A 13,355-nucleotide genomic window follows, 5' to 3' on the forward strand; every position below is an offset into this window, starting at 1 on the left:
GGAGCGCGACTGCCGCCCGGTCGTGGGATTGGCAGGCATCATCAGCCGGGACGGCGGTTCGGGGAGGATGCCATCTCCCGTGTACGGGACATGCCTAGCCGCCGCCCTCGCCGCGAGCGCGGGCGCGCGCCTCGCGCAGGGCGTCGAGCTTCTCCTTGAGCCTGATCTCCAGGCCGCGGGCGACGGGCTGGTAATAGACGCGCTCGCCCATGGCCTCCGGGAACGCCGTCTGGCCGAGCGCAATGCCGCCGTCGACATCGTGGTCGTACTGGTAGCCGATGCCGTGGCCCAGCGACTGCATCAGCCGGGTCGGGGCGTTGCGCAGGTGCATCGGCACCGGCTGCGTGCCCAGCGCGGCGATGTCCGCGCGGGCGGCCTTCAGCGCCATGTAGCTGGCGTTGGACTTGGCGGTGCTGGCCAGGTAGATGGCGAGGTTGGACAGCGCGATGTCGCCCTCGGGTGGACCGATGCGGTCGTAGGCGTTCCACACGTTCAGCGCCATCTCCAGCGCGCGCGGATCGGCCAGGCCGATGTCCTCCACCGCCATGATGGTCATGCGGCGCAGCAGGTAGGACGGATCGCAGCCGCCGTCCAGCATGCGCGCCAGCCAGTAGATCGCGCCGTCGGGGTTGGAGCTGCGCACCGACTTGTGCAGCGCCGAGATCTGGTCGTAGAACTGGTCGCCGCCCTTGTCGAAGCGGCGGGTGCGGTCGGCCAGCACCTGGTGCAGGGTCGCTTCCGTGATCGTGCCGCCCTCGCCCTCCGCGATATCCGCCGCGATCTCCAGCAGGGTCAGCGCGCGTCGCACGTCGCCGTCGGCGGCGCCGGCAATTTCACCCAGCGCGGCGTCGTCGATGCGCAGGCCGCGCCCGCCCAGCCCGCGATCCTCGTCGTCCAGCGCCTGTCGCAACGCATGCGCGATGTCCGGCGCCGATACCGCCTCCAGCACGTGTACCCGGCAGCGGGACAGCAGCGCGGAATTGAGTTCGAAGGAAGGATTCTCGGTGGTGGCGCCGACGAACAGGATGGTGCCGCGCTCGATATGCGGCAGGAACGCATCCTGCTGCACCTTGTTGAAGCGATGCACCTCGTCGACGAACAGCAGCGTGCGGCGGCCGGCATCGAAGCGGGCCTGCGCCTGCGCCAGCACCTCGCGCACCTGCGGCAGGCCGGACAGCACCGCCGAGATCGCCACGAATTCGGCGTCGGCATGCTGCGCCAGCAGCAGCGCCAGGGTGGTCTTTCCGCAGCCCGGCGGGCCCCACAGGATCATCGAATGCAGCCGGCCGGCCTGGATCGCCCGGCGCAGCGCGGAGCCCGGTGCCAGCAGGCGGCGCTGGCCCACCATCTCGTCCAGCGTGCGCGGACGCATGCGCTCAGCCAGCGGGCGCAACGCCTCGTGCTGGGCAGCCAACAGGTCGGGAATGGCAGCGGGCGGGCGCGAACGCGACATCGTGCGATTCTACCCGCCGCTGCCTCGGCTCAATTGCCGATCACGTCCACGCCCTTGCCCGGGACATAGGCGAACGTGCCGGCGGCAAACGACGGATTCCGCTTCCAGCCGGAGAACGCGATGGCGGTGCGCTGGCCCAGGGCGTCCACGTACTCCAGCCGCGACAACTGGCCTGCGGAAAAACCCAGGCGCGCGGTCTTGAAGCCGGCGTCGGCGCTGCGCGGCGCGATGTCGAGCCAGCTGACGCCGTTGCGCGTGCCGCCATCCTTCACCGTGAAATCGCGCTCCAGCCGGGCCGGCTCCAGCAGGATCGCCAGCGGGCTGTTCGCCTCCTCCGGGCCCTGCGGGCGGCGGGTGGCCTGGTCGAGGTCCGGATCGACCACCCAGACGGTCTTGCCGTCGGCGACGATCAGCTGGACGTAGGGCCTGGTGTACTCCCAGCGGAACAGCCGCGGCGTCGACACCGCCACGCGGCCGCTCGACGCTTCCTTCTGCTTGCCGCGCACGTCGAACACCTGCTGGCTGAACTGTCCGTCCAGGCCCTTGAGGCCCTTGGTGAACGCGGCAAGGTCGTCGCGCGCGCCGGCGACGGCGAGTTGGCTGGCCAGCAGCAGCGCGGTGGCAAGGGCGGCGGGGACGATGCGCATCGGGAATCTCCTGACGGGATGCGGTGCAGTGTCGCGCGGACAAGCTGAATGAGCCGCGAGGATCGACCGGATGTCCGGCCGTCCCGCGGTGCCGGGTTGCCGCGGGCTCAGGGCCGCGGCGGCGGCGGCGCCAGCACCGTGCGGTCGCCGTTGTGCTCGGGCGTACTGACGATGCCGGCCGCCTCCATCGCCTCGATCAGGCGCGCGGCGCGGTTGTAGCCGATCTTCAGCCGGCGCTGCACGCCGGAGATCGACGCGCGGCGGGTTTCGGTGACGATCTGCACCGCCTGGTCGTACAGCGGATCGGCCTCGGGATCATCGCTGGCGGCCGCCTCGGGCAGCCCGTTCGCGCCCACGCTGCTGCCGTCGTACAGGGTCTGCGCCTCTTCCAGCACGCCTTCGATGTAGTCCGGCCCGCCGACCTGCTTCAGGTGCTCGACCACGCGATGCACTTCCTCGTCGGACACGAACGCACCGTGCACGCGCTCGGGCATCGCGGTACCCGGCGGCAGGTACAACATGTCGCCGTGGCCCAGCAGGGTTTCCGCGCCACTCTGGTCGAGGATGGTGCGGGAATCGATCTTGCTGGACACCTGGAAGGCGATGCGGGTGGGGATATTGGCCTTGATCAGGCCGGTGATCACGTCCACCGACGGCCGCTGGGTGGCCAGGATCAGGTGCACGCCGGCGGCGCGCGCCTTCTGCGCCAGCCGCGCGATGAGCTCCTCGACCTTCTTGCCGACGATCATCATCATGTCGGCGAATTCGTCGATGAACACGACGATGAACGGCAGCGGCTCCAGCGTCGGCGGCGCCTCGTCCATGCCCGGCGTGGGCTTGAACAGCGGGTCCAGCAGCGGCTGGCCGGCGTCGGCCGCGTCCTTCACTTTCTTGTTGAAGCCGGCCAGGTTGCGCACGCCCACCGCGCTCATCAGCTTGTAGCGGCGCTCCATCTCCGCCACGCACCAGCGAAGACCATTCGCGGCCTCCTTCATGTCGGTGACCACCGGCGCCAGCAGGTGCGGGATGCCCTGGTAGACCGACAGCTCCAGCATCTTCGGGTCGATCATCAGCATCCGCACGTCCTTGGCGGAGGCCTTGTAGAGCAGCGACAGCACCATCGCGTTGACCGCCACCGACTTGCCGGAACCGGTGGTGCCGGCCACCAGCAGATGCGGCATGCGCGCCAGGTCCGCCACGATCGGCTTGCCGGCGATGTCCTTGCCCAGCGCCAGCGTCAGCGGGCTGCCGGCCTTGTCGTATTCCTTCGACCGCAGCAGCTCGCTGAGATAGATCATCTCGCGATGGGTGTTCGGCGTTTCCAGGCCGATCACCGACTTGCCCGGGATCACGTCCACCACGCGCACCGACTTCACCGACAGGCCGCGGGCGATGTCCTTGTCCAGCGAGGAAATCTGGCTGACCTTCACGCCCGGCGCCGGCTGCACCTCGAAGCGGGTGATCACCGGGCCCGGATAGGCACCCACCACCTCGGCGTCGATGCGGAAGTCCTTGAGCTTGAACTCGATCTGCCGCGACAGCGTTTCCAGCGTCTGCGCGTCGTAGCCCTTCGGCTGCGGCTTGGGGTCGTCCAGCAGCGCCAGCGGCGGGATGCCGGAGCCGTCGTCGGCGTGGAACAGCGGGATCTGCTGTTCCCGCTTGGCGCGCTCGCTCTTCTCCACGGCGGGCGCCGCCGGCGGCTCGATCTTCACCTTCTCGCGGCGCAGGCGGATCTCGCTGTCCGCCTTGCGCGCGACCTCGCGCTCCTCGCGCAGCGCGCGCGCGTCGTTCCATTCGCTGGCCTGCTTGACGCCCTGCCGCGCACTGCGGTCCAGCAGGCCGGGCAAAGCCAGCACCCAGCCGCCCAGGCGATCCATCACCGCCAGCCACGACAGCCCGGTGGCCAGCGTGACCGAGACCAGCAGCAGCGTGATCAGGAACAGGTTGGACCCCAGCGGACCGAAGCCGCGCTGCAGCGAACGCCCGGTGAGCTCGCCCAGGATGCCGCCGCTGCCGGCGGAGAAATCGTTGCCGCCACCCACCCGCAGGTACAGCAGCCCGCAGGCCGCGACCAGGAAACCGACGATGCCGACCAGCCGCAGCGCCGGCCCCAGGTCCGCTTCGCCATCGCCATCCGTGTCCATGCCGAACAACGCGATCCAGGCGATCGCCCCCAGCACCACCGGCAGCAGGAAGGCGACATAGCCGCACAGGAACAGCAGGAAGCTGGCGATCCACGCGCCGGCCACGCCGCCCACGTTGTGGATTGGCGTCAGCAGGCTGGAGTCCCGGTCGAAGCCGGGGTCGGCCGGCGAATAGGTGAACAGGCAGGCCAGCAGGTACAGCAGCAGCGGCGCAATCACGATCAGGGCGAGATCGCGCCACAGGCGCTGTCGGCGCGGGCTTTCCGCCGCGCGCGCACCGCCCGTCTTCGCCGTCGCTTTGCGGCTGCCACCGACCTCGGATACCGCTTTCGCCACCTGCGATCAGACCTCAGGAAATCCCCATAGGCCTTTGATAATACGTCAAAGAACCATGTCCCGCAGCGCCGGATGCACGATCTTGCCCGCATCCACGTTGATGCCCTTGGCCAGCGCCGGATCGTTGCGCCAGGCAGCGTCTGAGGCCAGCCGGTTCACCCACGGCAGGATCGCCGCGCAGATCGCCTGCGAGGACGTCTGCGGCACCGCGCCCGGCATGTTGGTCACGCAAAAATGGGTCACGCCGCCCTCGACATAGGTCGGGTCCTTCCAGGTGGTCGGGCGCGAGGTCTCGAAGCAGCCGCCCTGGTCGATGGCGATGTCCACCACCACGCTGCCGGGCTCCATGCCCGCCAGCATCTCGCGGGTCATCACGTGCGGCGCGCGCGCGCCGGTGACCAGCACCGCACCGACCACCAGGTCGGCCGCCGCCACCTCGCGCGCCACCACGTCGTGGTACGGGTACAGCGCAGTCACGTTGTGACCCAGCCGCATCATCTCGTCCATGCGGTCGTGGCGCATCTCGAACACGGTGACGTTGGCGCCTTCCGCGGCGGCCAGCGCCGCGGCGGTGCCACCGGCCTTGCCGGCGCCGAACACCACTACCCGCCCGCGCTCGGTGGCGGGCAGCCCGCCCAGCAGCTTGCCCTTGCCGCCCAGCGGCTGGTGCAGCAGGTGGGTGCCCACCTGCACCGCCAGCTTGCCGGCGATCACCGACATCGGCGCCAGCAGCGGCAGGTCGCCGTTGGGCAGCTCCACCGTCTCGAAGGCCACGCCGGTCAGGCCGATCTCCAGCAGGCGACGGGTCAGCGCCGGCTCGGCGGCCAGATGCAGGTAACAGAACAGCAGATGATCCCTGCGCAGATGGGCGAGGTCGCCGGCGATCGGCTCCTTCACCTTCACGATCAGTTCGCCCCGGTCGTACAGCGCCGCGGCATCCGGGGCAATCCGCACGCCCAGCCGGGTGTACTGCTCGTCGCCGAAGCCACTGCTGGCGCCGGCGCCGGTTTCCAGCCAGACTTCGTGGCCGCGCTTGACCAGGTCGCCGGCGGCGGCGGGCACGAGCGCAACGCGCCCTTCAAGGGTCTTGGTTTCCCGGGGTACACCGATGCGCATGCTTCGCTCCTGGGCGGAATGGTCGTGGATGGACGACAGCGTTGCGGCGTTCGCGGCTTGTGTCGCGGCGCTACCGCCGCCAAGCTAGTGGCGAACGACGCCCCGCGCGAATTCCGACCGATTATAGGGAACCCGCTTCAAGCCATGACCACGACCAAGCACACCCGCCTCCTGATCCTCGGCTCCGGCCCCGCCGGCTGGACCGCGGCCGTCTATGCCGCCCGCGCCAACCTCAAACCGGTGGTCGTCACCGGCCTGCAGATGGGCGGCCAGCTGATGACCACCACCGAAGTGGACAACTGGCCGGGCGACGCCCACGGCCTGATGGGCCCGGACCTGATGGCGCGCCTGCAGGCGCATGCCGAGCGCTTCGACACCGAAACCGTGTTCGACCACATCCACACCGCCGATCTGTCCAGGCGCCCGTTCCGGCTGGTGGGCGACTCCGGCGAATACACCTGCGATGCCCTCATCATCGCCACCGGCGCCACCGCCAAGTACCTCGGCCTGCCCTCGGAAGAGGCCTACAAGGGCCGCGGCGTCTCCGCCTGCGCCACCTGCGACGGGTTCTTCTACAAGGACCAGGACGTGGCGGTGATCGGCGGCGGCAACACCGCCGTGGAAGAAGCGCTGTACCTGTCCAACATCGCCCGCAAGGTCTACCTGGTGCACCGCCGGGACACCCTGCGCGCGGAGAAGATCATGCAGGACAAGCTGTTCGCCAAGGTCGCCGCCGGCAAGATCGAGACCGTCTGGCACCACACCGTGGACGAAGTGCTGGGCAACGACGCCGGCGTCACCGGCATGCGCCTGAAATCGGTGCAGGACGGCAGCACCCGCGACATCGACGTGCAGGGCTTCTTCGTCGCCATCGGCCACAGCCCAAACACTTCGCTGTTCGAGGGCCAGCTGGAGATGAAGAACGGCTACCTGAAGATCCAGACCGGCCTGGACGGCAACGCCACCCAGACCAGCGTGCCCGGCGTGTTCGCCGCTGGCGACGTGGCCGACCAGGTGTACCGCCAGGCGATCACCTCGGCCGGCTTCGGCTGCATGGCCGCGCTGGACGCGGAGAAATTCCTCGACGAAGGCCTTTGAGTATCCGCCAGCGATTCCCGCGAACGTGGGCATGGCGACGGACAGATGACCGACTTCCGGGTTCATCGCCGGCTTGCCGAAGTCCCTGCCGCCGCCTGGGACGCGCTGCACGACGGCCGCAATCCCTTCGTCGCGCATGATTTCCTGTGCGGGCTGGAGGCCACCGGCTGCCTGCGCGAGGACTGGGGCTGGACGCCGCTCCATCTTGGCCTGTGGGACGGCGAAACGCTGATCGCCGCCGCGCCCGGCTATCTCAAGGGCAACTCGCACGGCGAGTTCGTGTTCGACCAGGCCTGGGCGCAGGCGTATGCGCAGCACGGCCTGGACTACTACCCGAAATGGCTGTGCGCGGTGCCCTACTCGCCGGTGACCGGGCCGCGGCTGCTGGCGCGCGACCAGGGGGCGAAGCGGCGATTGCTCGACGCCATTCCCCGTTTCATCGAACAGGCCGGACTGTCCTCGGCGCACTTCAACTTCCATGGCGACGTCGACGAGGCCCTGTTTGGCGACGACGGACTGGATGCCAACTGGCTGCTGCGCGAGGACATCCAGTACCACTGGCGCAACGACGCCGGCTGGGCGGCCTTCGAGGACTACCTCGGCGCGATGGACAGGAAGCACCGCAAGAACATCCGCCAGGAACGGCGCAAGGTGCATGACACCGGGATTTCCTTCCGCATCGTCCACGGCGATGAAGCGCTGGGGAGCGACCTTGCGGCGATGCACCGCTTCTACCTGCAGACGTTCGCGGAATACGGCAACTGGCCGGCGCTGACGCTCGACTTCCTGCACCACCTCGCACGGGCAATGCCCCGACAGCTGGTCATCGTGCTTGCCGAACGCGATGGCAAGGCGATTGCCGGCGCACTGTGCCTGCGCGGCAGCGACACCCTGTACGGACGCTACTGGGGGGCCGCGGAACTGCACCCGGGCCTGCATTTCGAGACCTGCTATTACCAGGGCATCGACTACTGCCTGCGCGAAGGCCTGGCCCGTTTCGAGCCGGGTGCGCAGGGGCGCCACAAGATCGCCCGCGGCTTCCTGCCGACGCCGGTGCGCAGCCGCCACCACGTCGTCGACCCACGCTTTGCCCGCGCCCTGCGCGACTGGTGCGTGGAAGAACGCAACGAGGTGTGGCGCCATCTGCAACAGTTGCGGAGCCATTCGCCATTCCGCGACGGGACGGCAGGATGAGCCTGCACCTGTTCGAGCTGGACGCAAACCCGGCCTCGCCGTTCCCGCCGGTCGGGCTGGCGCTGGACGACCCCGACGGCCTGCTCGCATTCGGTGGCGACCTGTCTCCCACGCGTTTCCTCAACGCCTACCGCGGCGGCATCTTCCCGTGGTTCTCCGAGGGCGAGCCGATCCTGTGGTGGAGTCCCTCGCGGCGGGCGGTGTTCCGCACCGACGGCGTACGCCTGCCCTCTCGGCTGCGCCGGCGGCTGCGCAACAGCGGCTGGACGGTGCGCGCCGACAGCGTTTTCGCGCAGGTCGTTGCCGGCTGCGCCGCCCCGCGCGAAGGCCAGGGTGGCGGCACGTGGATCACCGCCGGCATGCAGGCGGCCTATCTCGCCCTGCATCGCCTCGGCCATGCGCACAGCATCGAAGTCTTCGATGGCGAAGACCATCTGGTCGGCGGCCTGTTCGGCCTGTCGTTCGGGCACATGTTCTGCGGCGACAGCATGTATTCGGTCGAATCCGGCGCATCCTCGCTGGCCCTGGCGGCATTGGCGCGGCGGCTGCGCGACTGGGGTTGGCCGCTGCTGGATGCGCAGGTTCCCAACCCGCATACCCGCCGGCTGGGCGTGGAGATCTGGCCGCGCGCCGGCTACCTGGCCGCGCTGGAAGAGCTGCGCGATCTGCCCGCCGCGCCCGGAAACTGGCGCGAACGCTTCGGGAAATGGCCCGCTTCGGCGCTGGCCGCCGCTTGAACGATTAACGGGATTTTTGCAAGACCCGCCATGACGTGGCAGAATATCGGACTTTCGGGCCCCATTTCCCATGGCGCCCTCCCCAGATACAGGACACGCTCCGGCAGACACATGGCGAAAGACGACGTCATCGAATTCGAAGGCACGATCTCCGAAACCCTCCCGAACACCATGTTCCGGGTGAAGCTGGAGAACGGCCACGAGATCATCGCCCACATCTCCGGCCGCATGCGCAAGAACTACATCCGCATCCTGACCGGCGACCGGGTCAAGGTCGAAATGACCCCCTACGACCTGACCAAGGGCCGGATCACCTACCGCCACCGCTGAACCCCACCGGTTCGCCCGGCGACACCTCCTGAAACGCCCCGCAAGGGGCGTTTTCCATTGGCGCCGGCGTTGACCTGCATCATGGGGCGGCGACGGCCGCCGGGGCAGACTGCAGGCAACCCGCAGCGGAGTCCGCCCGTGTCCATGCGCCATCCCGGCATCGCCTCCAGCATCCTCGACGCCATCGGGGACACCCCGCTGCTGGAGATCGACGGCGTCCTCGCCAAGTGCGAATTCCTCAATCCGTCCGGCTCGATCAAGGCGCGCATCGCCCGTTACATCGTCGAGCGCGCGGAACAGGAAGGCCTGCTCAAGCCCGGCGACACCATCGTCGAGGCCACCAGCGGCAACACCGGCAACGCGTTCTCGATGGTCGCGGCGGTCAAGGGCTACCGGATGCTGGTGGTGATGCCGGAAGGCCTGTCCAGCGAACGGGTGGCGATCTCGCGCGCCTTCGGCGCCGAGGTGCGCTTCTGCGGCAACTTCCACGTCAACGCCGCACTGGAGCTTGCGCGCGAGCTCGGCCGCCAGCCCGGCCATTTTTTCCCCGGCCAGTTCGAGAACGAATGGAACGTGGAGGAGAACCGCGGCTGGCTGGGCCAGGAACTCCTTGCCCAGCTGGGCGGACGGGTGCCGGATGCCTTCGTGCACGGGGTCGGCACCGGCGGCACCCTGATCGGCGTCGGTCAGGCGCTGCGCGCCGTGAACCCGGACGTGCGCCTGTTCGCGATGGAGCCGGCGGAATCGCGCACCATCCTGTGCGGAGAGGTGGCACTGCACAGGATCGAGGGCATCTCCGACGGCTTCATCCCGGCCATCTATGCCCGCCACCGCACATTGGTGGACGCCACCATCAGCATTTCCAGCGAGGACGCGGTGGCGCAGATGCGTGCGCTGGCACGCGAACACGGCCTGCTGTGCGGCCCCAGCTCCGGCGCCCACCTGCTGGCGGCCCGCCGCATCAGGTCGCAGTACCCGGAACTGCAGACCGTGCTCACCATCCTCGACGACGAAGGCGAGAAATACCTGCACGATTTCCACATGCAGCGGGTGCCCCCCAGTCCGCGCGTGAACGCCGTCGGGCGCGGTTCCGCCCGGCGCGGCGACGGCCGGGAAACGCCGCCGCCCGGCCATCGGCGTGCGCGGCCGGTTGCCAATCCAGAGCCCGTCTAGTATGAAGAACCGGCACCGTGACCGATCCACCTCGGCTGTCCAGCGCCTCATCCCCGACGAGACCCCACGTGCTGCACAACCGGTCGCGCACATCGCTGATCCAACGGCTGTCCCTCAGCATCTGGGGGCTGTTCCTCGCGCTGCTGCTGCTGCTTGCCGCGCTGGGTTACCTGGCCATGCGGATGGCCGCGGACAGGATCGTGCCGATGGTCGCCCTGCACACGGTCGAGCTGCGCGCCAGCGCCAGCGAAGGCCTGTTCGTACAGGCAGAGCAGAGCGTCCTGCGGCTGCAGCAGGAACTGGTCCGGCGGCTCTCGCAGGCTGACCACGACGCCACCCTGGCCCGCTTCGACGCGCTGTTCGCCCGCAGCGCCGACGGGCTGTGGCGGCTGCGCCCCGAGCTGGTGGACGCCGAGCGCGCGCCCACGCTCTACCTCCACCAGCCGCCGCAGGGACTGGGCGATTCCGCGCGCCTGCGCGCCGTGGTGGCCTACGACCTGCTGCGCGAGCAGGGGCCGGCGCTGGCGCCGCCGTTCTTCTCGGTCTACATGGACTTCGTGGAAGACGGGCTGATGGTCTACGCCCGTGGCGTGGACTGGGGCAGCGGCGCCGACGCCGCCGCGACCAATACCGGCTATCCGACCATGCAGGGCTCGGAACCGCGCCGCAACCCCGGGCGCAAGGTGTTCTGGACGCCGGTCTACTTCGACCGGCAGGCCGCCACCTGGATGGTCTCGGTGATCAAGCCGCTGGACTGGCAGAACCAGTGGGTGGGCACGCTCGGGCACGATGTCTCGGTGCAGACCCTGATCGACCGCACCATCGCGAGCCAGGAGGACGAGGGCATCCAGCTGGTCATGAGCGCCAACGGCGACCTGATCGCACATCCGCAGCTGGCCCGGCGGATCGCCGCCGCCGATGGCCAGCTGAAGGTCGCCACGCTGCGTGATCCGCTGCTGGAGCAGGTGCACCGCATGATTGCCCGGGCCGGCACCGATACCGGCGCCGGCCGCACCCCCGATGGCAGCCAGTGGGTGGCGTGGTCGAAGATCCACGGGCCGGGCTGGTTCCAGGTCTACCTGTTGCCGCAGTCGCGGGTCAATCACCTGCTGATGTGGGGCCTGGCCGCGCTGTTCTGCATCGGCATTGCCGGCCTGCTGCCGGCGATGTGGCTGCTGCGGCGCCGCGTCCGGCGGCTGTTCGCCATCCCGCTGAGGCGGCTGGCGGTTGCGGTGGACGAGCTGAGCCAGGGCCGGGAGCCGCAGCCCATCGCCATGCACAGCAGGGACGAGCTGGGCCGGCTGGCGGACGCCTTCGACGACATGGTGGAGGAACTCGTCCAGCAGCGCGCCCTGCAGTTCGCCCACGCGCAGGCCCTGCAGACCGAAGTCGACGAACGCCGCCAGTTCATGACCCGGCTGGAGGAGGAACGCGCGCGGCTGCTGGCGCTGCTGGGCGCGATGAACCTGGGCATCGTGTTCGTCAGCAGCGGCAACCACGTGACTTACTGCAACGCGGCGTTCCTGTCGATCTGGGAACTGCCCGAGGGCACCACGGTGGTGGGCCGCACCACCCGCGAAGGCCTGGAGGTCGCGAAGACGCTGATGGTGGACCCGCAGGCGGCGCTGGCGCACCTGGAGGACTCCCTCGCCAACCGCGAACGGCCCAGGCAGTTCGAGATCCCGCTGCTGGATGGCCGGGTGATCATGCACAGCACCTATCCGGTGCACGACGCCCACGGCCACTTCATCGGCCGCCTGTGGGTGCAGGAAGACGTGACCCGGGAACGGCAGACCGCGGAGCAGCTGGTCCGCCTCGCCGAACACGATGCGCTGACCAACCTGTACAACCGGCGCCGCTTCGAGGACGAGCTGGCCCGCTTCTTCCATGATGCCGAACGGACCCCGGTCCAGGCCGCGCTGCTGTTCTTCGACCTGGACGAGTTCAAGTACGTCAACGACACCTTCGGACACCGCGCCGGCGACGCGGTGCTCAACCGGGTGGCGATCGAACTGCGCACGCTCATCCGCGAAGGCGACATCCTGTTCCGCCTTGGCGGCGACGAGTTCGCCGTGCTGATGCCGCATGCCAGCCAGGACGACGCCGAACACCTGGCCGAACGGATCGTGCGGCGGATCTCGCAGACGCCGATGGCCTTGCAGGAACAGACCCTGCGCCTGACCACCAGCCTCGGGATCGCGCACTATCCCACCCACGCCGGCGACGCGGAGGAATTCGTCGCCCATGCCGATGCGGCCATGTACCAGGCCAAGCACACCGGCAAGAACTGCTGGAAGGTGTATCGCATGGATCGCGACACCTCCCGCGAAATGGCGACCAGGCTGGCATGGAACGACCGCATCGCGCGCGCACTGGAGAACGGCCTCCTGCGGCTGCATTTTCAGGGCGTCTATCGGGCCGACAACGGCCACCTCGCCCATCTGGAAGCGTTGATCCGGATGGAGGACGAAACCGCGCCGGGCCAGCTGATCATGCCCGGGCAGTTCATCGACCAGGCCGAAAAGAGCGGCAAGATCCTGGAAATCGACCGCTGGGTCATCAACGAGGCCATCCGCCTGCTGGCCGCCCATCCGCACCTGCCGGCGATGGCCATCAACATTTCCGGCCGCTCGTTCGACGACCCGGACCTGCCCGCCTACATCACCGCCCAGCTGCAGCGGCAGCACGTCTCGCCCAAGCGGCTGCTGGTGGAGCTGACCGAGACCTCGGCGGTGTCCGACATGGGCGATGCCGCACGCTTCATCGCCGCGCTGCGCCGCACCGGCTGCCCGATCTGCCTGGACGACTTCGGCACCGGGTTCGCGTCGTTCGCCTACCTCAAGCACCTGCAGGCCGACGTGCTCAAGATCGACGGCATGTTCATCCGCGACCTGCCGCTGGAGCGCGACAATCAGGTGTTCGTGCGCGCCATCATCGAAGTGGCGCACGGCATGGGCAAGCAGGCGGTTGCCGAGTTCGTCGAAGACGGCAAGACCCTGCTGATGCTGCGGGAAATGGGCGTGGACATGGTCCAGGGCTACCACCTGGACCGCCCCAAGGCCGACCACCCGGCGTTCCGCCAGCAGGGAGCCGCGCAGCGTTCCTGACCCCGGGACCCCCCCGTCGA

Annotated in this window: 10 protein-coding genes and 1 riboswitch; of the genes, 6 read left to right on the plus strand and 4 right to left on the minus strand. The window is 69.0% G+C overall.

The features are described 5' to 3' along the window. Positions 1–25: 25 nt before the first annotated feature. Positions 26–87, minus strand: a riboswitch (Fluoride riboswitch). 7 nt (positions 88–94) lie between these two features. From SPK54_RS09315 to ald, 4 genes are all read right to left on the minus strand, one after another. Continuing rightward, entirely contained in the window at positions 95–1,453 is a 1,359-nt protein-coding gene (locus tag SPK54_RS09315; RefSeq protein WP_330947628.1) for a replication-associated recombination protein A, read from the minus strand. Between the two features lie 29 nt (positions 1,454–1,482). Next, positions 1,483–2,100, minus strand: coding sequence for an outer membrane lipoprotein chaperone LolA (gene lolA, locus SPK54_RS09320; protein ID WP_330947629.1), 618 nt, complete (start codon positions 2,098–2,100; stop codon positions 1,483–1,485). 107 nt (positions 2,101–2,207) lie between these two features. Next, complete coding sequence (locus tag SPK54_RS09325) at positions 2,208–4,580, minus strand: DNA translocase FtsK 4TM domain-containing protein (protein ID WP_330947630.1); 2,373 nt, start codon at positions 4,578–4,580, stop codon at positions 2,208–2,210. Positions 4,581–4,625: 45 nt separating this feature from the next. Continuing rightward, positions 4,626–5,696 carry an alanine dehydrogenase gene (ald, locus tag SPK54_RS09330; protein ID WP_330947631.1) on the minus strand — a complete coding sequence of 357 codons (1,071 nt, stop codon included), beginning with the start codon at positions 5,694–5,696 and terminating at the stop codon, positions 4,626–4,628. 144 nt (positions 5,697–5,840) lie between these two features. Here ald and trxB point away from each other — a divergent pair, with 144 nt between their 5' ends. The 6 genes from trxB to SPK54_RS09360 all read left to right on the plus strand — a co-directional run bounded on the left by trxB (position 5,841) and on the right by SPK54_RS09360 (position 13,335). Beyond that, a complete protein-coding gene (trxB, locus tag SPK54_RS09335) occupies positions 5,841–6,794 on the plus strand; it encodes a thioredoxin-disulfide reductase (RefSeq protein ID WP_330947632.1) in 954 nt (317 codons plus the stop codon). A 45-nt stretch (positions 6,795–6,839) separates the two neighbouring features. Then, complete coding sequence (locus SPK54_RS09340; protein ID WP_330947633.1) at positions 6,840–7,988, plus strand: GNAT family N-acetyltransferase; 1,149 nt, start codon at positions 6,840–6,842, stop codon at positions 7,986–7,988. After that, a complete protein-coding gene (gene aat, locus SPK54_RS09345; protein WP_330947634.1) occupies positions 7,985–8,725 on the plus strand; it encodes a leucyl/phenylalanyl-tRNA--protein transferase in 741 nt (246 codons plus the stop codon). The genes SPK54_RS09340 and aat overlap by 4 nt, the downstream gene beginning before the upstream one ends. 111 nt (positions 8,726–8,836) lie before the next feature. After that, complete coding sequence (gene infA, locus SPK54_RS09350) at positions 8,837–9,055, plus strand: translation initiation factor IF-1 (protein ID WP_028839405.1); 219 nt, start codon at positions 8,837–8,839, stop codon at positions 9,053–9,055. 144 nt (positions 9,056–9,199) lie between these two features. Then, positions 9,200–10,228, plus strand: a complete 1,029-nt coding sequence (locus SPK54_RS09355) for a cysteine synthase family protein (RefSeq protein WP_330947652.1) — start codon at positions 9,200–9,202, stop codon at positions 10,226–10,228. A 68-nt stretch (positions 10,229–10,296) separates the two neighbouring features. After that, on the plus strand, positions 10,297–13,335 hold the full coding sequence (locus SPK54_RS09360) for an EAL domain-containing protein (protein ID WP_330947635.1): 3,039 nt from the start codon (positions 10,297–10,299) through the stop codon (positions 13,333–13,335). Positions 13,336–13,355: the final 20 nt, after the last annotated feature.

Source organism: Thermomonas sp. LB-4 (assembly GCF_036409385.1).
In the GTDB taxonomy this organism is placed as follows: domain Bacteria; phylum Pseudomonadota; class Gammaproteobacteria; order Xanthomonadales; family Xanthomonadaceae; genus Thermomonas.